A 20,993-nucleotide genomic window follows, 5' to 3' on the forward strand; every position below is an offset into this window, starting at 1 on the left:
CCCGCCACGATACGCCGCCTTCGCAGGTCCCATCACCTATTTTCGAGCATAACTCCCCGCCGGAGCGTCGGCGGGCGGAGGGACCGCGGGCAGACGATGCGGGGGCGCTGCGCGACCAGTCGGGATCGTGACCGCGCGTCCGGACGGCCCGCGCCGCGGCGCCGGCCCAAGTAGTTCGGCCAACAGGTGCGCTCGACGCCCATGCCAATAAGCGAGCGCGCGCGTAGCTCAGCCCCGAGCCTGCGCGCCGGGACGCCCTCCTCGCGTTCCGCCTTCCGATCCTGCGACTCCGTGACACGCGCCGTAGCGCAGACGCGGCCGTTCAACGGGTGCCGCTGCGGAGGCTTCGCAAGACCAAGGGATCTACGCACGCCCCCCGTTCCGCCCTTTCGCGCAGGGCGCCCCGGGCCACCCGGCCACCGCGCAGCCCCTCCCAGGCGCGGCGCGCTCACTCCTCGGGCGGCGCGTCGGGGTCGGCCTGCCCGACGCCCTTGAACACGAACTTGAAGGGCAGCGCCCAGAGCACGCCGAGCGCCGCGTAGATCAGGAACTCGACGAGGATGCTCGGCCGGTCGAACCACCCCACCACCGTCACCGCCGCCATGATGTAGAGCGGCAGTCCGACGAGCAGGATCACGAGCGACCAGCGGCGGCGGGACTTGTAGCTGAGGGTCATCAGTCCGAGAACGGGTCCTTGACGAGAATGGTGTCGTCCCTTTCGGGCGAGGTGGAGAGTAGCGCCACCGGGGCGCCGATCAACTCCTCCACCCGGCGGACGTATTTGATCGCGTTCGCGGGCAGGTCCGCCCAGCTGCGCGCGCCCTCGGTCGACTCGGCCCAGCCGGGCAGCTCCTCGTAGATGGGCGTGAGCCGGGCCTGCTGATCGGAGGCCGTCGGCAGATGCTCGAGCCGCCGCCCGTCGAGCGCGTAGCCCGTGCAGATCCTGAGCGTCTCGAAGCCGTCGAGCACGTCGAGCTTCGTCAGCGCGATGCCGTCGATGCCCGAGGTCGCGATCGATTGGCGCACGAGCGCCGCGTCGAACCAGCCGCAGCGCCGCTGGCGCCCGGTCGTGGTGCCGAACTCGTGCCCGCGCTCGCCGAGGCGGTGGCCGTCGGCGTCGTCGAGCTCGGTCGGAAACGGCCCCTCGCCGACGCGCGTGGTGTAGGCCTTGACGATGCCGAGGACGTAATCGACCGCGCCGGGACCGATGCCGGTGCCGGTCGCCGCCTGCCCCGCGATGACGTTGGAGGAGGTGACGAAGGGATAGGTGCCGAAGTCGATGTCGAGCAGCGCGCCCTGCGCCCCTTCGAAGAGGATGCGGCGGCCCGCGCGGCGCTTCTCGTTCAGCACCTGCCAGACCGGCGCGGCGAAGGGCAGCAGCGTCTCGGCCACGGCCTCGAGGTCGGCCATGAGCCGCGCGCGGTCCACCGGCTCGAGGCCGAGGCCGCGGCGCAGCGCGTCGTGATGGACGAGCGCGCGGTCCACCCGCGCCTCGAGCGTCGCGCGATCGCCGAGGTCGGCCACCCGCACCGCGCGCCGGCCCACCTTGTCCTCGTAGGCGGGGCCGATGCCGCGGCCGGTGGTGCCGATCTTCGCCACGCTCACCGCCGCCTCGCGCGCGCGGTCGAGTTCGCCGTGGAAGGGCAGGATCAGCGGCGCGTTCTCCGCGATCATCAGCGTCTCGGGCGTGACGGCGACGCCCTGCTCTCTCAGCGTCGCGATCTCGCGCGCGAGGTGCCAGGGATCGAGGACCACGCCGTTGCCGATCACCGAAAGCTTGCCCGGCCGCACCACGCCCGAGGGCAACGCGTGCAGCTTGTAGGTCTGATCCCCGATGACGAGGGTGTGGCCCGCGTTGTGCCCGCCCTGGAAGCGGGCGATCACGTCGGCGCGCTCGCTCAGCCAGTCGACGATCTTGCCCTTGCCCTCGTCGCCCCACTGGGCGCCCACGACCACCACGTTCGCCATCGCCGCCGCTCCTGTCCGATGCGCTCCGAAAACCCGGGCCCCGAAAGGCCCGCGCCCGTATAGCCGGGGCGCGACGGGCCCGAAACCGCAAATCGCCCCGCCGAGCGGCGCGCTCCTCCCTTGCCCCCGTCGCACGCTTCGCCTAAGGGGACGCGGAAAGTTGCGCGCGGGGTTCCATGCAAAACGTCGTCCTCATCGTTCACCTGCTGCTCGCCCTGTCGCTGATCGGGGTGGTCCTGATGCAGCGGTCCGAAGGCGGCGGCCTCGGCATGGGCGGCGGCGGCGGCAACGCGATGAGCGGCCGGGGCGCGGCGACCGCGCTCGGCAAGGTGACATGGGCGCTCGCCATCGCCTTCATCGCGACCTCGCTCACGCTCACGATCTTCGCCGCGGAGAACGCGACCGGCACCTCGGTGCTCGACCGCCTCGGCGAGGATGCGGACGTCGAGGCGCCCGCTGAGGAAGGCGGCCCGGTGCTGCCCGACGCGGAGGGGCTGCTGCCCCCGCCGCAGGAGGACGCCGACGCGCCGCTCGTCCCTCGGGCGGAGTGAGCGGGGCCGCGCACCACCACTCCTAGCGGGGTTCGCCCTTGACGTTACAGCATGTGGTGGACGGCTGGACAGGCCGGGCCGGCTCGTGTAACGCTTGAGCCCCGTGTCGAAGGGCGGCCGGCGGGCCGCGCAGAGGTTTCGGGCCGTCCGGTCGGCGCCACGCGGCGTCCCGGGCCGGCCCCCGTCACGGGAGAACGCCGGGCATGGCGCGTTTCATCTTCATCACCGGCGGGGTCGTCTCGTCGCTCGGCAAGGGTCTGGCCTCGGCGGCGCTCGGGTCGCTCCTGCAGGCGCGCGGCTTCACCGTGCGGCTGCGCAAGCTCGACCCCTACCTGAACGTCGATCCGGGCACGATGTCGCCCTTCGAGCATGGCGAGGTCTATGTCACCGACGACGGCGCGGAGACCGACCTCGACCTCGGGCATTACGAGCGCTTCACCGGCGTCGCGGCGCGGCGCACCGACAGCGTGAGCTCGGGGCGGATCTATTCCAACGTGCTCGAGAAGGAGCGCCGGGGTGACTACCTCGGCAAGACGATTCAGGTCATTCCCCACGTCACCGACGAGATCAAGGACTTCATCCGCCAGGGCGAGGACGAGGTCGATTTCATGCTCTGCGAGATCGGCGGCACCGTGGGCGACATCGAGGGGCTGCCCTTTTTCGAGGCGATCCGCCAGTTCGCGCAGGAAAAGACCCGCGGGCAGTGCATCTTCATGCATCTGACGCTGCTGCCGTGGATCGCGGCCTCGGGCGAGCTCAAGACCAAGCCGACGCAGCACTCCGTGAAGGAGCTGCGCTCCATCGGCATCGCGCCCGACCTGCTGGTCTGCCGCTCCGAAAAGCCGATCCCGCAGAAGGAGCGCGAGAAGCTCGCGCTCTTCTGCAACGTGCGCCCCGACTCGGTGATCGCGGCCTACGACCTCGGCTCGATCTACGAGGCGCCGCTCGCCTACCACCGCGAGGGGCTGGATCAGGCGGTGCTCGACGCCTTCAGCATTTCGCCCGCGCCGCGCCCCGAGCTCGCCAAGTGGGAGGACGTGGGCGACCGCCTGCGCCACCCCGAGGGCACCGTCAACATCGCCATCGTCGGCAAGTACACGCAACTCGGCGACGCCTACAAGTCCATCGCCGAGGCGCTGACCCACGGCGGCCTCGCCAACCGCGTGAAGGTCAACGTCGAGTGGGTCGAGGCCGAGATCTTCGAGCGCGAGGACCCGGCGCCGCACCTCGAGGGCTTCCACGCGATCCTCGTGCCCGGCGGCTTCGGCGAGCGCGGCACCGAGGGCAAGATCCGCGCCGCCGAGTTCGCGCGCACGCACAAGGTACCCTACTTCGGCATCTGCCTCGGCATGCAGATGGCGGTGATCGAGGCGGCGCGCAACCTCGCGGAACTGCCCGACGCGGGCTCGGAGGAGTTCGACCACGAGGCGGGCGCGCGCCGCTTCACCCCGGTCGTCTACCACCTGAAGGAATGGGTGCAGGGCGAGGCGCGGATCGAACGGCGGCCCGAGGACGACAAGGGCGGCACCATGCGCCTCGGCGCCTACGAGGCGGTGCTGACCGAGGGCTCCCGCGTGGCCGGGATCTACGGCGCGCGCCGCATCTCGGAACGCCATCGCCACCGCTACGAGGTGGACGTCAAATACCGCGAGAAGCTGGAGGCCGCCGGCATGGTGTTCTCCGGCATGTCGCCCGACGGCCGCCTGCCCGAGATCGTGGAATGGCCCGATCACCCGTGGTTCGTCGGCGTGCAGTTCCACCCCGAGCTCAAGTCCCGCCCCTTCGAGCCGCACCCGCTCTTCGCCGATTTCATCCGCGCGGCGAAGGAGATGAGCCGGCTGGTGTGATGGGCACGTTCGGGTCGAAGATGACCCTGCCGCCGCGCGTCCCCGGCACTGCCGCAGCGGGCACCGACGCTTGTTCCGGGGGGCGTCCCGGCGCGGCGCGGGCTGCCCTCCGTCGCGTCTGGGCGCTCGCGCTGGCGGTCCTTCCGGCGGCGGCCGCCGCCGACCGCCTCACCCCCGTCCCCTACGACGACCTGCCGCCGCTCGCGCCGCGGCTCGTCACCTTCGACCGGCTGCCGGCGAAGGCCTACCCGGGCTACAGCTTCGACCACGGGCTCGCGGTCGCGGGCGCGCGGCTGGGCGAGCGCTTCGCGGGGCAGCGACTTGAGGCGGTGCGGGTGGACGACGGCGGGCCGCACGACCGGCTGGCGGGGCGGCCCTCGGCCCCGCTCGCGGTCGAGCCCGGCGCGCCCGGCGAGGGGCTGAGCCTGTCGCTCCATACCGCCTATCGCTCCATGGCGCTCTATCCGCTGGGGCCGCTGGGTCAGCCCGCCCCGGAGGCGCGCGGCGAGGGGAGCGTGGCGATCCGCTTCACCCGGGACGCCTGCGCCGTGGGGTTTCGGGTGCACACCGAATACGTCGACGCCTTCGGCACGACCGAGGGGCACACGGGCGAGATCGACGCCACCTTCCACGCCCGCGACGGAGCGGAAATCGGGCGCGTGACGATCACCGCGCCGGAGGGCATCTCGGCGCACGGGTTTCTCGACGCCGAGGGCGCCATCGCCGGGCTGACGCTGGAGAACCGCGATCCGGGCGGGGTCTCCTTCGACGATCTGCGCTTCGGCTGCCCGGCGCCCATCGGGTGAGCTTGACGCCCAGTGCGGGCGGCGCGATGGTCCGCGTCGGTCCGGGGCGCTCGCGAAGCGGCCCGGAGACGGGCCGATGAGCGTCGCAAGGGAGGCACCGATGCCCAAGGGCTACTGGATCGCGCGGATGGAGGTCACGGACCCGGAGGCCTACGACCGCTACCGGCGCGCGAACGCGGAGGCCTTCGAGAAATTCGGCGCGCGCTTCGTCGTGCGCGGCGGCGCGCAGGAGACGCGCGAGGGCGGCTGGCCCGCGCGCTCGGTCGTGCTCGAATTCCCGAGCGTGGAGGCCGCGCGCGCCTGCTACGACAGCCCCGAGTACCAGCGCGCCAAGGCGCTGCGCGAGGGCGCGGCGGAGGTCGATCTGATCATCGTCGAGGGCTACGCGGGCTGATGTTTCGCGAGCTCGTCGCGCGCCTCACGCATCCCGCGCCCGCGCCGCTGCCCGAGACCGACGTGCCGCACGCGCTCGCCGCGCTTCTGGTGCGGGTGGCGAAGTCGGACCGGGTCTATCTCTTCGAGGAGATCGCGCGCATCGACCGCATCCTCGCCGCGCGCTTCGAGTTGGACCCGGTCGCGGCGGCGAAGCTCCGGGCGGAGGCCGAGCGGCTGGAGCGCGCCCTGCCCGGGACCGAGCGCTTCGCCGCGGTGCTCTGCGACTGCGTGCCCTACGCCGAGCGGCTCGGCATCCTCGAGGCGCTCTGGCAGGTGATGATGGCCGACGGCGTGGCGCACGCCGATCAACAGAGCGCCGTCGGCGCGATCGAGACGGCGCTCGGCATCGCGGACTACGACAGCGCCGCGCTGCGCGACGCCGCGCGCTCGATTCCCTGACCATTGGCGCCCGCGGCCTGCGCGGCTATATGCCCCCCATGTTCGCAGATTTCCTCAAGCGTCTCACCGCTCCCGATCCCGAGCCCCTGGCCGACGACGACGCGCGCGTCGCGCTCACGGCCCTTCTCGTCCGCGTCGCCCGCTCCGACGGCGACTATGCCGAGGAGGAACGCCACCTGATCGGCCGGATCGCCGCGGAGCGCTTCGGCCTCTCCCCCTTCGAGGCGCAGAAGCTCCAGTCCGAGGCCGAGGCGCTGGAGGCGGAGGCGCCCGACACCGTGCGTTTCACCCGCGCGATCAAGGACGCGGTGCCCTACGACGACCGCCTCGGCGTGATCGAGGCGCTCTGGGCCGTCGTGCTCGCCGACGGGGTGCGCGACGATCACGAGAACGCGCTGATGCGGCTGGCCACCAACCTGCTCGGCGTCTCGGACGTGGATAGCGGGCGCGCGCGCCGCCGGGTCGAAGCCGGCGGGTGATCGCCGCGCTGCCGATGTACGCCCGCCCCGAGACGGCGGGCGCGACCGCGCGGCTCTGGGCCGCCATCCGCGCCGCGCTCGGCGAGGGTCCGGCGCGGCTGACCGAGGCGCCGGACCCCTGGAAGGTCTGGGAGGCGCCGGACCTCCTGCTCGCACAGACCTGCGGCTTGCCCTACCGCGCGCGGCTATCGGATCGCGTGGCGCTGGTCGGCACGCCGGATTACGGCCTGCCGGGCTGCGCGCCCGGCTGGTATCGCTCAGTCTACGTCACGCGGGCGGGAGAGGCGGCGCGCCTCGACGCGCGCGCGCCGCGCTTCGCGCTGAACGACCCGCTCTCGCAGTCGGGCTGGGCCGCGCCGGCGGCGCATTTCGCGGCGACGGGCCGGCGCTTCGGCGCGCTCACGGTGACCGGATCGCACGCCGCCTCCGCCCGCGCGGTGGCGGAGGGGGCGGCCGACCTCGCCGCGCTCGACGCGCAGACTTGGCGCCTGATCGCGCGCCACGACCCGGTGGCGGAGGCGCTCGAGGTCGCAGGCGCCACGCCGCCCTCCCCCGGCCTGCCGCTCATCACCGCCCGCCGGGACGCGGACCGCATCGCGCGCGCGGTCGCGGCGGGCATCGCCGCGCTACCCCCGGAGGACCGCGCGGCGCTGGATCTGCGCGGCCTCGTGGCGATCCCGGCGGCGGTCTATCTGGCGCAGCCGCCGGCGCCACCCCTGCCGAGCGCCTGAGCGGCGGGCAGAGCGCGGCCGCCGCGCCATCTTCCTTCGCGTTGGTCATTGCATCCTGCGGCGTTTTGCGCCCTAGTGTGCGCGTTCACGGAAACGTCACGAGACGCGCCTTGCCCGATCAGCCGCCCGTCATCGAGGTCCGCGACCTGCACAAGGCCTACGACAGCCTCGAGGTGCTGAAGGGCGTCAGCCTCTCGGCCGCGCGGGGCGAGACGCTGGCGCTCATCGGCTCGTCGGGGTCCGGGAAATCGACGCTCCTGCGCTGTCTCAACCTGCTGGAGGACAGCCAGCAGGGCGAGATTCTCTTCAAGGGCGAGCCCGTGCGCTGGCGCGGCACGGGCCTTGACCGGCACCCGGCCGACCCGGGTCAGGTGATCCGCATCCGCACGAACCTGTCCATGGTGTTCCAGCAGTTCAATCTCTGGGCGCACATGACCATCCTGCAGAACGTGATGGAGGCGCCGCTCACCGTGCTGCGGCGCGACCGGGCGGAGGTGGAGGCGGCCGCGCGGCGCTATCTCGACAAGGTCGGCATCGGCGACAAAGCCGACGCCTGGCCCGCGCAGCTTTCGGGCGGGCAGCAGCAGCGCGCGGCGATCGCGCGGGCGCTCGCCATGGAGCCCGAGGCGCTCCTCTTCGACGAACCGACCAGCGCGCTCGACCCCGAGCTCGAGCAGGAGGTCGTCCGCGTCATCAAGGATCTCGCGGCCGAGGGGCGCACCATGCTCATCGTGACGCACGACATGAAGCTCGCGGCCGACGTCGCGAGCCAGGTGATCTTCCTCCATCAGGGCCTGATCGAGGAGGAAGGTCCGCCCGAGGCGCTCTTCGGCGCGCCCAAGTCGGAGCGGCTGCAGGGCTTCTTGTCCTCGACCCGCGCCGCCTGACCAACATGAAACCAGAGAGGGAGTGCAGACCATGAAACGACTGATTCTCGCCTCGGCGGCGCTGGCGGTCTCCGCCGGGATGGCCGCCGCGCAGGACGTGGTGCGCCTCGGCACCGAGGGCGCCTACCCGCCGTGGAACTTCATCAACGACGACGGCGAGATCGACGGCTTCGAGCGCGAGCTCGGCGACGAGCTCTGCGAACGCGCCGAGCTCGAGTGCACCTGGGTGACGAACGACTGGGATTCGATCATCCCCAACCTCGTCTCCGGCAACTACGACGCCATCATCGCCGGCATGTCGATCACCGAGGAGCGCGACGAGGTCATCGACTTCTCGCAGAACTACACCCCGCCCGATCCGTCGGCCTTCGCCGCCATGTCGGAGGGCGTGGACGTCGAGAGCGGCGTGATCGCGGCGCAGACCGGCACGATTCAGGCGGGCTACGTCGCCGAACAGGGCGCGACGCTCGTGGAATACGCCACGCCGGACGAGACGATCGCCGCCGTCAAGAGCGGCGAGGCGGACGCGGTGCTGGCCGACAAGTCGTTCCTCGCCCCGATCGTCGAGAACGACCCCGAGCTCGTCTGGGCGGGTCCGGACGTCGCGCTCGGCGGCGGCGTCGGCATGGGCTTCCGCGAGAGCGACCCGGAGCTGCGCGAGACCTTCGACGCGGCGATCCAGTCCATGAAGGACGACGGCACGCTCAACGAGCTGATCGCCGAGTGGGACGTCTCCACGCAGTTCTGATCGCCTGAGTGGCACGGGACGGGCGCGGGCCGCGGGGCCCGCGCCCACCACGCCGGGGGGACAGCCATCTTTTCGTTCTGCACGGATCCCGACGCGCTCGGGACGGTCCAGTGGCTCGCCTGCTACCTGACGACGGGGAAGCACATGAGCTTCTACCTGTCGTTCGGGACCGTCCTTCTCCTGCTCGCGATCACCGCGCCCACGGCGCTCGCCTTCGGCTTCGCGGGGGCGGCGGCGGCGCGGTCGCGGCTGCTGCCGGTGTCGCTCCTCGGGCGGGGCTACATCGCCATCGTGCGCGGCGTGCCGGACATCGCCTTCTTCCTCTTTTTCGTGATCGCGCTCGACCAGATCTTCGAGTGGACGCGCCATCAGATGCTCTGCCCCGACTGGGACGAACCGGTGCGGCAAGGCAACGACTTCATCGTCTGCCAGGCCGCGAAGCTGCCGCTCGGCACCGCGCCGCAGTGGGTGCACGAGACCTACGGCTTCCTGCTCGCGGTTCTGACCTTCGCGATCGTCTTCGGCGCCTTCGCGGCGAACGTGCTCTTCGGGGCCATGCGCGCCGTGCCGCGCGCGCAGATCGAGACGGCCGAGGCCTACGGTATGACCCGCCAGCAGGCCTTCTGGCGGGTGCTCGTGCCGCAGATGTGGATCTATGCCATCCCCGGCCTCTCGAACCTCTGGATGGTGCTCATCAAGGCGACGCCGCTTCTCTTCCTGCTGGGCGTCGAGGATATCGTCTACTGGGCGCGCGAGCTGGGGTCGTCCAAGACGCCGCGCTTCACCGACTACCCGCACGGCGACTGGCGGATGTGGTATTTCCTGGCGCTCCTGGTCTTCTACCTCGCCTTCACGCGCGTCTCCGAGATCGTGCTGGAGCGGCTGACCGTCCGGCTCTCGCGCGGGCAGGCGACGGCCGAGGGCGCCGCGCAGCGGAGGGCCGGCGCGTGAGCTGCCTCGAGACCATCGCGGACTACGCCCTGCGCTCCGTCGGCATCGGCGAGCGGCTCCTCCCGCGGGAGGATTTCACGCTCTGCCAGCAATTCACGCTCATCGGCTCGGGCCTGATCTGGAACGTCTATTTCGCGGTCGTGGCCCTCGGCGCGGGGTTTTTGCTCGCCAACGCGGTGGCGCTCGGCAAGGCGGCGCGCGCTCGGGTGCTGCGCAAGCCTTCGGAGTGGTTCATCTTCGTCTTTCGCGGTTCGCCGCTCTTCATCCAGTTCTTCTTCGCCTACTTCCTCTTTCTCTCGCTGAAGCCCGTGGCGCCGGCCTTCGACGCCTTCACGAGCGCATGGGCGGGCGCGACGATCGTCCTGTTCCTGAACACCGCCGCCTATTCGGGGGAGATCTTCTACGGCGCGCTCCGCGCTATCCCCAAGGGCGAGCTCGAGGCCGCCGACGCCTACGGGCTCTCGGGCTGGCCGCGCTTCCGGCGCGTCGTCTGGCCCACCATGCTGCGCCTCGCCTGGCCGGCCTACACGAACGAGGCGATCTTTCTCTTCCACGCCACCACGCTCGTCTATTTCTCGGGCTTCCCGGCGTGGCAACAGCGAGGCGACGCGCTCTATTACGCCAACTACTTCGCGGACAAGACCTTCAACCCCTTCGTGCCCTACCCGATCCTCGCGGGCTATTTCATCCTGCTGACGCTCTGCATCATCGCGCTCTTCGGCGCGATCAACGCCCGCCTGAACCGCCACCTGCCGAGGGAGGCACGGCGCGGGCTGCGCCTCCGGCTCAACGTGATCCGGTGACCCGATGACACGCACAGGCTCTTCCGACGCGTCCGGACGCCCCATGGCCGCGGCCGACGGCGATGCCCGCGGGGCCGCGCTCGACCTCGGATCGGTGACGACCTTCCGCGCCGCGGCCTGCGACCTGAACGGGCAGCTCCGCGGCAAGCGCCTGCCCGCCGCGGCGGCGGCGAAGTTGGGGGCGTCGGGGCTCCGGATGCCGCTCTCGGCGCTCAACGTCGACGTCTGGGGCAGCGACATCGAGGGCAGCGCGCTCGTCTTCGAGACCGGCGACAAGGACGGGGTGCTCTTCCCGACCGAGCGCGGGCCGGTGCCGATGCCCTGGCTCGACACGGCGTCGGCCTTGGTGCCGATGTGGATGTTCGAGGAGGCGGGCGCGCCCTTCGCCGGCGATCCGCGCCACGCGCTCGCCCGGGCGCTCGACGCCTATCGCGCGCGCGGCTGGCAGGTGCGCGCGGCGACGGAGATGGAGTTCACCCTCGTCGACGATTCGGGCGCGGCGCTGCGCCCGCCGGTGAACCCGCAGACGGGGCGGCGGCTGCAGGGGCACGCGATCCTCTCGATCCGCCAGCTCGACGCCTTCGACGCCTTCTTCACCGATCTCTACGCCGGCTGCGACGCGATGGGGATCGCCGTCGATTCGGCGATCTCCGAGGCGGGCCTCGGCCAGTTCGAGATCACGCTCGGCCACCGCGAGGCCATGGCGGCGGCCGACGACGCGTGGCTGTTCAAGACGCTCGCCCGCGGGCTCGCCCGGCGGCACGGGATGGCGGCGACCTTCCTCGCCAAGCCCTACCCCGACGACGCGGGCAACGGGATGCACGTGCATTTCTCGGTGCTCGACGCGGAGGGGCGCAACGTCTTCGACGACGGGAGCGCGGCGGGCTCGGACATCCTGCGCCAGGCGGTGGCGGGCTGCCTGCGGGCGATGCCGGACCAGACCCTGATCCTCGCCCCGCACGGGCCGAGCTACGCGCGCCTCGTGCCCGGCGCGCACGCCCCCACCGGCGCGGGCTGGGGCTACGACAACCGCACCGCGGCGATCCGCATCCCCGCCGGCCCGGCCAAGGCGCGCCGGATCGAGCACCGCGCCGCGGGCGGCGACATCAACCCCTACCTGCTGCTCGCCGCGATCCTCGGCGCGGCGATCTCGGGCGTCGAGGACGGCCTCGCGCCGCCCGAACCCATCGCCGGCAACGCCTACGAGCGCGACCTGCCGCAGATGGCCGGCGACTGGGCCGAGGCGATCGCGCGCATCGAGGGCTCGGCGCTGATGCGGCGCATCCTCGGCGAGACGCTCGTCGCCAACCTCTGCATGACGAAGCGCCAGGAGATGCGGCGGCTGGTCGAGATCCCGCCCGAGCGTCACTGGCAGATCTACCTCGAGACCGCCTGACCCCTTGTGGCCGGGCGCGGCGCGGGCTAGGTCAAACGTGTCAATCGGTGATTTCATGCTGATCGGTATCCTGCAGACCGGGCGCCCGCCGGACGAGATCCGCGACCGCTCGGGCGACTATCCGGAGATGTTCGCGCGGCTCCTCGGGCCGCACGGCTTCGAGTTCCGCACATGGCACGTCGAGGCGGGCACCTTCCCCGAGGGCCCCGAGGCCGCCGACGGCTGGCTCGTGACCGGCTCGCGCCACGGCGCCTACGAGGACCACCCGTGGATGCCGCCGCTGGAGCAACTCATCCGCGACATCCGCGCGGCCGGCCGGCCGCTCGTCGGCATCTGCTTCGGCCACCAGATCATCGCGCAGGCGCTCGGCGGGCGGGTCGTGAAATGGCCCGGCGGCTGGGCCGTGGGGCGCACCGTCTACGACTGGGGCGGGCGGCCCGTGGCGATGAACGCCTGGCATCAGGACCAGATCGTCGAGGCCCCGGAGGACGCCGAGGTCGTGGCGACGCATCCCGACTGCGCGTATGCTGCGCTTCTCTACGACGGCGAGATCTTCACGGTGCAGGCGCACCCGGAGTTCGACTTCGCCGTGGTCGAGGGCCTCGCCGAGACGCGCGGGCGCGGCGTGGTGCCCGACGAGAAGCTCGACGCGGCGCTCGCCGCCGGCGACAGACCCACCGACCGGACCGAGGTGGGCGCGATGATCGCCCGCTTTTTCAGGGAGCGCAGGATCGCATGAGCGACTGGATCCAGAGCCTGCCCGAGGCCGCGCGCCTCTACCTCGAGGGGCGGCGCCTCGACGAGGTGGAATGCATCATCTCCGACCTGCCCGGCATCGCCCGCGGCAAGGCGGTGCCCGCCTCCAAGTTCGCGCGGCAGAGCGAGTTCCATCTGCCCAACTCGATCTTCTTCCAGACGATCACCGGCGGCTGGACGCCCGAGGCGGACGCGGACAACTTCGTCGAGCCGGACATGATCCTGAAGCCGGACATGTCCACCACCACCGCCGCGCCCTGGACCGGCGACTGGACGCTGCAGGTGATCCACGACGCCTTCGACCGCGACGGGGAGCCCGTGCCCTTCGCGCCCCGGAACGTGCTCAAGCAGGTCGTCGCGCTCTATCACGCGCAGGGCTGGGACCCGGTGGTGGCGCCGGAGATGGAGTTCTACCTCGTCGCGCGCAACACCGACCCCGGAAAGCCCATCGAGGCGATGATGGGCCGCACGGGGCGGCCCGCCGCCGCGCGGCAGGCCTATTCGATGAGCGCGGTCGACGAATACGGCCCCGTCATCGACGACATCTACGACTTCGCCGAGGCGCAGGGCTTCGAGATCGACGGCATCACGCAGGAGGGCGGCGCTGGACAGGTGGAGATCAACCTGCGCCACGGCGACCCGGTGAAGCTCGCCGACGAGGTGTTCTTCTTCAAGCGCATGATCCGCGAGGCGGCGCTGCGCCACGACTGCTTCGCCACCTTCATGGCCAAGCCGATCGAGGGCGAGCCCGGCAGCGCCATGCACATCCACCACTCGGTCATCGACCGCGAGACCGGGCGCAACATCTTCTCGGGGCCGCAGGGCGGCGAGACGGACGCCTTCTTCAACTTCCTCGGCGGGCTGCAGAGGAACCTGCCCGCGGCGATCCCCGTGCTGGCGCCCTACGTCAACAGCTACCGCCGCTACGTGAAGGACTACGCCGCGCCGATCAACCTCGAGTGGGCGCGCGACAACCGCACGACGGGCCTGCGCATCCCGATCGCGCCGCCGCACGCGCGGCGCATCGAGAACCGCGTCGCGGGGATGGACTGCAACCCCTACCTCGGCATCGCCGCCTCGCTCGCCTGCGGCTACCTCGGGCTCATGGACGAGGACTGGCCCACCAAGCAGTTCCGCGGCACCGCCTACGACGGCGAGGGCGATTTTCCGCAGATCCTCGGCGAGGCGCTGGAGCGTTTCGACGCGGCCGAGCGGCTGCACGAAACGCTCGGGCGGGACTTCGCCCGCGTCTACGCCGCCGTGAAGCGCAACGAATACGAGGAATTCCTGCAGATCATCAGCCCCTGGGAGCGCGAGCACCTGCTGTTGAACGTGTGAGGGGGGCTGTCTGCCCCCCTCTTGGCCTGACGGCCAATTCACCCCCCGAGGATATTTAAGCCAAGAAGAAGGACCGAGGCTGCGCGTGACCGACCTGCTGACCGCCAACGACCGCCCCGGCGCCTATCCGGAGAGCTGGTACGCCGCGACGGTGGAGGCGCCGCCCCCGCGCCCGGCGCTGTCGGGCGAGACCCGGGCGGACGTCTGCGTGGTCGGCGCGGGCTACACGGGGCTCTCGGCGGCGCTGCACCTCGCGGAGCGGGGCTTCGACGTGGTGGTGCTGGAGGCGAGCCGGGCGGGCTTCGGCGCCTCGGGGCGCAACGGCGGGCAACTGGGAAGCGGGCAACGCGTGGGCCAGCGCGAGCTCGAGGCGCGGCTCGGGCAGGCGCACGCGGGCCGGCTCTGGCGGCTCGGCGAGGAGGCGAAGGCGCTGGTGCGCGATCTGGTGGCGCGGCACGGCATCGACTGCGCGCTGCGGCCCGGGGTCGCGCATCTCTGCTACACCGATGCCGAGCGCGCGGAGATCCATGCCGAGGCGGCCCATCTCGCGGAGCGCTACGGCTACGAGGAGATCGAGACGCTCGACCGCGCGGCGGGGCACGCGCTCTGCCCCTCGCCGGCCTACCGTGGCGGCGCGCTCGATCACGGGGCGGGGCATCTGCATCCGCTGGCCTTCGCGCTCGGCCTCGCGCGTGCAGCCGAGGGGGCCGGCGCGCGGCTCTTCGAGCGCACGCGCGCGGTGGAGCTGATCGAGGGGCCCGCGCCGGAGGTGCGCACGGAGGCCGGGCGCGTGCGGGCCGATCACGTGATCCTCGCCGGGAACGGCTATCTGGAGGGGCTCGCGCCGCGGATCGCCGAACGTGTCATGCCGATCAACAACTTCGTCGCCGCGACCGAGCCGCTGGGCGCCCGCGCGGCGGAGGTGCTGACGCGCGACGTGGCGGTGGCCGACACCAAGTTCGTCGTCAACTACTTCCGGCTGAGCGGCGACGGGCGGCTCCTCTTCGGCGGGGGCGAGACCTACGGCTACCGCTTTCCCGCCGACATCGCGGGGCTCGTGCGCCGGCCGATGCTGAAGGTCTTTCCGCATCTGGAAGACGTGGCGATCGACTACGCCTGGGGCGGTACGCTGGCGATCACGCTGCGCCGCCTGCCCTATCTCGCGCGGGTGGGGCTGCGGGTGCTCTCGGCCTCGGGGTACTCGGGCCACGGCGTCGGGCTCGCCACGCTCTCGGGGCGGCTCATGGCCGAGGCGGTCGCGGGCGAGACGGAGGGCTTCGACACCATGGCCGCCGTGCCGACGCCGGCCTTTCCCGGGGGGCCGCGGCTGCGCACGCCGCTTCTCGTGCTGGCGATGAGCTGGTACGCGCTGCGCGACCGGCTGGGGCTCTGAGCCGCGCATTGACCGGCGGCCGCTTTTCCCTTAAGACACGCCCGAGCCACGGGCGCCTCGCCGCCCGGTCGACCGACGGCTCCGACAGACGCTACGGGCCGGGTGTGTCCGTAAATCACGGATATACATGACCAAGTTCAGCGATCTCGACCTCAACCCGAAGGTTCTGAAGGCGATCGAGGAGGCGGGCTACGAAGAGCCCACCCCGATTCAGGCCGGCGCGATTCCCCCGGCGCTCGAAGGGCGCGACGTGCTGGGCATCGCCCAGACCGGCACCGGCAAGACGGCGAGCTTCACGCTGCCGATGATCACGATGCTCGCGCGCGGGCGCGCGCGGGCGCGGATGCCGCGTAGCCTCGTGCTCTGCCCGACGCGGGAACTCGCCGCGCAGGTGGCCGAGAACTTCGACACCTACGCCAAGAACGTGAAGCTGACGAAGGCGCTGCTGATCGGCGGCGTCAGCTTCAAGGAGCAGGACGCGCTGATCGACAAGGGCGTCGACGTACTGATCGCCACGCCGGGGCGGCTTCTCGATCATTTCGAGCGCGGCAAGCTGTTGCTGACCGGCGTGCAGGTCATGGTCGTGGACGAGGCCGACCGCATGCTCGACATGGGGTTCATCCCCGACATCGAGCGGATTTTCAGCCTGACGCCCTTCACACGGCAGACGCTCTTCTTCTCGGCGACCATGGCGCCGGAGATCGAGCGGATCACCAACACCTTCCTGCAGGCGCCCGAGCGGATCGAGGTGGCGCGGCAGGCCACCGCCTCCGAGACGATCGAGCAGGGCGTGGCGCTCTTTCAGCCGGGCCGGCGCGACCGGGAGGCGAGCGACAAGCGCAAGCTCCTGCGCGCGCTGATCGAGCGCGAGGGCGAAGGCTGCAAGAACGCCATCATCTTCTGCAACCGCAAGGTCGAGGTGGACACCCTCGCCAAGTCGCTGAAGAAATCGGGCTACGACTCGGCGCCGATCCACGGCGACCTCGATCAGGCGACGCGCACGCGCACGCTCGAGGCCTTCCGCGACGGGACGCTGCGGTTCCTCGTCGCCTCCGACGTGGCGGCGCGCGGGCTCGACATTCCGGCGGTGAGCCACGTCTTCAACTTCGACGTGCCGACGCATGCGGAGGATTACGTCCACCGCATCGGGCGCACCGGCCGCGCCGGGCGCGAGGGCAAGGCGCTGACGATCAGCGCGCCCAAGGACGAGAAGCACCTCGTCGATATCGAGCGCCTGCTCGGCAAGGAGATTCCGCGCGTCGATCTGCCGGAGGCGGCGCCCGCGCCGAAGAAACCCGAGGCCGAGGCGGACGCCCCGCGCGCCGAGACCGAGGCGCCGAAGCGCAGCCGCGGCGGACGCAGCCGCCGCAAGAAGAGCGCCCCGGCCGAAGAGAACGCGCCCGCCGCCACGGCGCAGGAGGCCGACGACGCGTCGATCCAGGTGGCCGAGCCGGCCGGGGATCAGGCCCCGGCGGCCGAGACCGCGAGCGCGCCGGCGGACAAGCCGGCGCCGAAGAAGCGGCGCTCGCGCGCGAAAAAGGCGGACGACAGCGGCGAGTCCGCGAAGGTCGTCGGCATGGGCGATCACCTCCCCCGCTTCATCGCGCTCAGCCTCGAGGAACGCCTCGCGGGCTGAGGCGGCCCGGCGCCCGGCGCGCGGGCGCCGACCTCATCCCCCGGCGGAGGGTCATCCGCCGCCCCTCACCACATGGACGGTATCATGGTGACACATCGTTTCGACGATGCGCTGGCCTTCGCCCTGCGGCAGCACGCGGCCGCCAGGGCGGAGACGCCTGCGCTGGCATATCTTCTGGCGGAGCGGCCGGGCGCGCTGACGCTCGAGCGCGCGGTGGCCAGCGCCGCCGAGGCGCACGCGGGCCAGACCGACAAGGCGGGCGCGCCCTACATCCTGCATCCGCTCCGCGTGATGGCGGCGCAGGAGAGCGACGACGCGCGCATCGTCGGCGTGCTCCACGACGTGGTGGAGGACAGCCCCGTCACGCTCGACCACCTCGCGGTGGCGGGGGCGTCGGAGGCGGTGCTGCGCGGCCTCGACGCGGTGACGCGGCGGGCCGACGAGAGCTACAAGGCCTTCGTCGCGCGCGCGGGCGCCGACCCGCTCGGCCGCGCGGTCAAGATCGCGGACCTGCGCGACAACATGGACCTCGCGCGCATCGCGCAGCCGACGGAAAAGGACCGCGCGCGGCTCGCGCGCTACGCCCGCGCGCTCGACCGCCTCGGCGCGGCGTGATCAGCCGAGACGGCTGATCACCACGGTCACCTCCGGCTTCTTGCCGATCTCGTTGAAGGCAGTGTTGCGCACGATGCGGCGCAGCCCGTCCTCGAGCTTGTCGTCGTCGCCGAGCACCTTCTTGCCGGCGCGGCCCATGAACTGCGCGAGATCGCCCTCGATCACCTCGGCGAGATCGGCGCGCGAGCGCCCGCTCTCCCGCAGGCCCGACAGCTCGCACCACGGCTCGCCGAGCGGGTCGCCGTCCTCGTCGATGATGAGCGTGACGAGCGCGTGGCCGTTGAGCGCCATGCGGATGCGGTCGCGCACCACCCCGTCGAGCGCGCCGATCTGCGCCGTTCCGTCGAGGTAGATGCGGCTCGTCTCCACGTGCTCGGCCACCTGCGGCGCGTCGCCGGTGAGGTCCAGCATCGTGCCGTTGGGCGCGATGGCGGAGGCGTAGCCGCGGCTCTTCGCGAGCTTCATGTGCTCGCGCAGCATCCGGTGCTCGCCGTGCATCGGGATCACCATCTTCGGCTTCACGATGTCGTGCATCCGCTCGAGGTCCGGGCGGTTGGCGTGGCCCGAGACGTGGTAGCGGTCCGTCGCGTCGTCGATCACGTCGACACCGATCTCGGAGAGCTGGTTGATGATGCGCAGAACGCCGCGCTCGTTGCCGGGGATCGTCTTGGACGAGAAGAGGAAGGTGTCGCCCGCCTTGAGCTCGATCCCCTGGTACTTGCCGCGCGCGAGCTGGGCGGAGGCGGCGCGCCGCTCGCCCTGGCTGCCGGTGACGACCAGCATCAGGTTCTCGCGCGGGACGCCCGCGGCATCCTCCGGGCTGACGGTGGGCGGGAAATCCTCGAGCACGCCGGTCTCGAGCGCGGCTTCCAGCATCCGCCGCATCGCACGCCCCATCAGGCAGACCGAGCGCCCGGCGCGCACGCCGGCCTCCGCCAGCGTCTTGAGCCGCGCCACGTTGGAGGCGAAGGTCGTCGCCACCACCATGCCGCCCGCGCCGGCCACCAGCGACTCGAGGTTCGAGGCGAGCGAGGCCTCGGACCGGCCCGGCCGCTCCACGAAGACGTTGGTCGAATCGCAGAGGAGCGCCTGCACCCCCGGCGCCGCCGCCGCTTCCCATGCGGCGGGGTCGAAGGCCTCGCCCACCACCGGGGTCACGTCGATCTTGAAGTCCGCCGTGTGCATGACCCGCCCCGCCGGCGTGTCGATGACCATCCCTGCGCTTTCCGGGATCGAGTGCGAGATCGGCAGGAAGCCGACGCGGAACGGCCCGGCCTCGACCATCTCGGGCATCGGCTCGGCGATGGAGACGCGGGCGGGGTCCTGTCCCTGCTCCTCCATCTTGAGCCGCGCGAGATGGCCGGTGAAGGCGCGCGCGTAGACCGGCGGCTGGCCGAGGCGCGTGTAGAGATGGCCGAGCGCGCCGACGTGGTCCTCGTGCGCGTGGGTGATGAAGACGGCCTCCAGCCGGTCGCGGTTCGCCTCGAGCCAGGAGATGTCCGGAAAGATCAGGTCGACCCCGGGCGAGCTGTCCATGTCGGGAAAGGTCACGCCGATATCGACGAGGATCAGCCGTTCCTTGCCCTTCGGGCCGTAGCCGAAGACATAGGCGTTCATCCCGACCTCGCCGGCGCCGCCGAGCGGCAGATAGATCAGACGGTCGTTCATCGGGCCCGAGCCTCCTCTTTCTTGTTGTGCGCATGGATCACGGTCAGCCCGTGCATCGTCAGGTCGTCGTCGAAATGGTCGAAAAGCGTCTCGGCCTGCTGGAAGAGCGGCGCGAGCCCGCCGGTCGCCACCACGCGCATCGCGCGGTCGCGCTCGCCCCGGATGCGGTCGCAGATCTCCCGGATGAGGCCGATGTAGCCCCAGAAGATCCCCGACTGCATGCAGGCGACGGTGTTGGTGCCCACCACGCGCTGCGGGCGGGAGATGTCGACATGCGGCAGCGCCGCGGCGGCGTCGTGGAGCGCGGCGAGCGACAGGTTGACCCCCGGCGCGATCACGCCGCCGACGTAGGCGCCGTCGGCATCGACCACGTCGAAGGTGGTGGCGGTGCCGAAGTCCACCACGATCAGGTCGCCGCCGTAGCGGTCGTGCCCCGCCACCGTGTTCACCAGCCGGTCGGGGCCGACCTGCGTGCCGGGATCGACGCGCACCGCGACGGGCAGCGCGCAATCCTCCCGCCCCACGACGAGCGGGCGGGTGTGAAAGTAGCGGTCGGCGAGGACGCGCAGGTTGAACACGACACGCGGCACGGTGGAGGAGACGATCACGTCGGTGATGTCGCGCTCGATCTTCTGGAAGGCCTTCAGCGTCGAGAGCCAGACGTAATACTCGTCCGCCGTGCGCTGCGGCTGCGTCGCCATGCGCCAGGTGGCGACGAAATGATCGTCGTCCCAGATCGAGAAGACGGTGTTCGTGTTGCCGCAATCAACCGCGAGCAGCATGCGCCTCTCCCCCGGCGAAAAAGACCTCGGCCGCGGCGATGGCCTGCCGCCCCGCCGGCGTGGCGAGGATGAGCCGGCCCGCGTCGTCCAGCGTCTCGAAGCGGCCCGTCACCTCGTGGCTCCCCGTGCGCGCGGTCACCGTCTCGCCCTTGCGCGCCGCGCGGTCGAGCCACGCGGTGCGGATCGGCGCGAAGCCGTAGGTCGCGAAGCTCCGCGCGCGCACCTCGAAGGCGCGGGCGAGCGGCGTGAGAAAGGCCTCGGGCCCGACGTCGGCGCCGAGCCCCTCGGCGAGCGAAACGGGCGCCACGGCGCCGGGCTCCAGCGTCGCCGGCTCCGGCGCATGCCGGAGGTTGACGCCGATGCCGATGGCGAGATGCGCGGGCGCCACCGTCTCCAGCAGGATGCCGGCGAGCTTTCCGCCGTGCAGCAGCACGTCGTTCGGCCACTTGAGCGCGAAGGCCTCCGGCCGCCCCGTCACCTCGGCGCAGGCGTCGAAGAGCGCGAGCGCCGCGACGAAGGACATGAGCGCCGCGCGCTCGGTCTCCGGCGCGGGCGTCAGGAGCGTCGCGGCGAGGTTGCCCGGCGGATCGNAGCGCCGCGACGAAGGACATGAGCGCCGCGCGCTCGGTCTCCGGCGCGGGCGTCAGGAGCGTCGCGGCGAGGTTGCCCGGCGGATCGGCCCAGGCCCGGCCGCGCCGCCCGCGCCCGGCGGTCTGCCGGCGCGCCATGATCCAGAGCGGTCCCGGCGCCTCGCCGGCGCGGGCCGCGGCCTCGGCCATGGTCGAGGGCGCCTCGTCGAGGATG

The 20,993-nt window shown here is 71.8% G+C and carries 21 protein-coding genes and 1 pseudogene; 17 read left to right on the top strand and 5 right to left on the bottom strand.

Annotated features, from left to right (window positions below; genetic code table 11):
• Positions 1 to 448: 448 nt before the first annotated feature.
• Positions 449 to 676: a DUF2842 domain-containing protein gene (locus DRV84_RS10945; protein ID WP_115980483.1), complete on the bottom strand. Its 228-nt coding sequence runs from the start codon at positions 674 to 676 to the stop codon at positions 449 to 451.
• On the bottom strand, positions 676 to 1,968 hold the full coding sequence (locus DRV84_RS10950; RefSeq protein ID WP_115980486.1) for an adenylosuccinate synthase: 1,293 nt from the start codon (positions 1,966 to 1,968) through the stop codon (positions 676 to 678). Before DRV84_RS10950 ends, DRV84_RS10945 begins: the two co-directional genes overlap by 1 nt.
• A 176-nt stretch (positions 1,969 to 2,144) precedes the next feature.
• Between DRV84_RS10950 and secG the strand changes: the two genes are divergently transcribed.
• From secG to DRV84_RS11035, 17 genes are all read left to right on the top strand, one after another.
• Positions 2,145 to 2,519 (top strand): preprotein translocase subunit SecG, encoded by a 375-nt coding sequence (gene secG, locus DRV84_RS10955; protein ID WP_115980489.1) that lies wholly within the window; start codon positions 2,145 to 2,147, stop codon positions 2,517 to 2,519.
• 203 nt (positions 2,520 to 2,722) lie between these two features.
• Positions 2,723 to 4,366 carry a CTP synthase gene (locus DRV84_RS10960; protein ID WP_115980491.1) on the top strand — a complete coding sequence of 548 codons (1,644 nt, stop codon included), beginning with the start codon at positions 2,723 to 2,725 and terminating at the stop codon, positions 4,364 to 4,366.
• On the top strand, positions 4,366 to 5,172 hold the full coding sequence (locus DRV84_RS10965; protein ID WP_115980494.1) for a hypothetical protein: 807 nt from the start codon (positions 4,366 to 4,368) through the stop codon (positions 5,170 to 5,172). Before DRV84_RS10960 ends, DRV84_RS10965 begins: the two co-directional genes overlap by 1 nt.
• Positions 5,173 to 5,272: 100 nt before the next feature.
• Positions 5,273 to 5,566 carry a DUF1330 domain-containing protein gene (locus DRV84_RS10970; protein ID WP_115980496.1) on the top strand — a complete coding sequence of 98 codons (294 nt, stop codon included), beginning with the start codon at positions 5,273 to 5,275 and terminating at the stop codon, positions 5,564 to 5,566.
• On the top strand, positions 5,566 to 6,006 hold the full coding sequence (locus DRV84_RS10975) for a tellurite resistance TerB family protein (protein WP_115980499.1): 441 nt from the start codon (positions 5,566 to 5,568) through the stop codon (positions 6,004 to 6,006). Before DRV84_RS10970 ends, DRV84_RS10975 begins: the two co-directional genes overlap by 1 nt.
• Before the next feature lie 38 nt (positions 6,007 to 6,044).
• The gene (locus tag DRV84_RS10980; RefSeq protein WP_115980502.1) at positions 6,045 to 6,485 is read left to right on the top strand and encodes a tellurite resistance TerB family protein; all 441 of its coding nucleotides are present in this window, start codon (positions 6,045 to 6,047) and stop codon (positions 6,483 to 6,485) included.
• Positions 6,482 to 7,216 (top strand): PhnD/SsuA/transferrin family substrate-binding protein, encoded by a 735-nt coding sequence (locus DRV84_RS10985; RefSeq protein WP_115980505.1) that lies wholly within the window; start codon positions 6,482 to 6,484, stop codon positions 7,214 to 7,216. The genes DRV84_RS10980 and DRV84_RS10985 overlap by 4 nt, the downstream gene beginning before the upstream one ends.
• Positions 7,217 to 7,326: 110 nt before the next feature.
• Positions 7,327 to 8,103, top strand: a complete 777-nt coding sequence (locus DRV84_RS10990; RefSeq protein WP_115980508.1) for an ABC transporter ATP-binding protein — start codon at positions 7,327 to 7,329, stop codon at positions 8,101 to 8,103.
• Between the two features lie 31 nt (positions 8,104 to 8,134).
• Positions 8,135 to 8,851 carry a transporter substrate-binding domain-containing protein gene (locus DRV84_RS10995; RefSeq protein ID WP_115980510.1) on the top strand — a complete coding sequence of 239 codons (717 nt, stop codon included), beginning with the start codon at positions 8,135 to 8,137 and terminating at the stop codon, positions 8,849 to 8,851.
• A 66-nt stretch (positions 8,852 to 8,917) separates the two neighbouring features.
• Positions 8,918 to 9,802, top strand: a complete 885-nt coding sequence (locus tag DRV84_RS11000; protein WP_115980513.1) for an ABC transporter permease — start codon at positions 8,918 to 8,920, stop codon at positions 9,800 to 9,802.
• Entirely contained in the window at positions 9,799 to 10,605 is an 807-nt protein-coding gene (locus DRV84_RS11005) for an ABC transporter permease (protein WP_115980515.1), read from the top strand. Before DRV84_RS11000 ends, DRV84_RS11005 begins: the two co-directional genes overlap by 4 nt.
• Before the next feature lie 43 nt (positions 10,606 to 10,648).
• On the top strand, positions 10,649 to 12,001 hold the full coding sequence (locus DRV84_RS11010; protein WP_115980518.1) for a glutamine synthetase family protein: 1,353 nt from the start codon (positions 10,649 to 10,651) through the stop codon (positions 11,999 to 12,001).
• A gap of 55 nt (positions 12,002 to 12,056) precedes the next feature.
• Positions 12,057 to 12,740, top strand: coding sequence for a type 1 glutamine amidotransferase (locus DRV84_RS11015; protein WP_115980520.1), 684 nt, complete (start codon positions 12,057 to 12,059; stop codon positions 12,738 to 12,740).
• Positions 12,737 to 14,095: a glutamine synthetase family protein gene (locus DRV84_RS11020; RefSeq protein ID WP_115980522.1), complete on the top strand. Its 1,359-nt coding sequence runs from the start codon at positions 12,737 to 12,739 to the stop codon at positions 14,093 to 14,095. The genes DRV84_RS11015 and DRV84_RS11020 overlap by 4 nt, the downstream gene beginning before the upstream one ends.
• Positions 14,096 to 14,180: 85 nt before the next feature.
• Positions 14,181 to 15,488, top strand: coding sequence for an NAD(P)/FAD-dependent oxidoreductase (locus tag DRV84_RS11025; protein ID WP_115980525.1), 1,308 nt, complete (start codon positions 14,181 to 14,183; stop codon positions 15,486 to 15,488).
• A gap of 127 nt (positions 15,489 to 15,615) precedes the next feature.
• Positions 15,616 to 17,124 carry a DEAD/DEAH box helicase gene (locus DRV84_RS11030; protein WP_115980528.1) on the top strand — a complete coding sequence of 503 codons (1,509 nt, stop codon included), beginning with the start codon at positions 15,616 to 15,618 and terminating at the stop codon, positions 17,122 to 17,124.
• An 84-nt stretch (positions 17,125 to 17,208) separates the two neighbouring features.
• Positions 17,209 to 17,739 (top strand): hypothetical protein, encoded by a 531-nt coding sequence (locus DRV84_RS11035; protein ID WP_205026734.1) that lies wholly within the window; start codon positions 17,209 to 17,211, stop codon positions 17,737 to 17,739.
• Here DRV84_RS11035 and DRV84_RS11040 read toward each other — a convergent pair whose 3' ends face one another.
• From DRV84_RS11040 to DRV84_RS11050, 3 genes and pseudogenes are all read right to left on the bottom strand, one after another.
• Positions 17,740 to 19,407, bottom strand: a complete 1,668-nt coding sequence (locus DRV84_RS11040; RefSeq protein ID WP_115980531.1) for a ribonuclease J — start codon at positions 19,405 to 19,407, stop codon at positions 17,740 to 17,742.
• On the bottom strand, positions 19,404 to 20,189 hold the full coding sequence (locus tag DRV84_RS11045) for a type III pantothenate kinase (RefSeq protein ID WP_115980533.1): 786 nt from the start codon (positions 20,187 to 20,189) through the stop codon (positions 19,404 to 19,406). The genes DRV84_RS11040 and DRV84_RS11045 overlap by 4 nt, the downstream gene beginning before the upstream one ends.
• Positions 20,173 to 20,968: pseudogene (locus DRV84_RS11050) on the bottom strand (biotin--[acetyl-CoA-carboxylase] ligase). Before DRV84_RS11050 ends, DRV84_RS11045 begins: the two are co-directional and overlap by 17 nt.
• Between the last annotated feature and the right edge of the window lie 25 nt (positions 20,969 to 20,993).

Source organism: Rhodosalinus sediminis (genome assembly GCF_003385555.1).
Lineage (GTDB): Bacteria > Pseudomonadota > Alphaproteobacteria > Rhodobacterales > Rhodobacteraceae > Rhodosalinus > Rhodosalinus sediminis.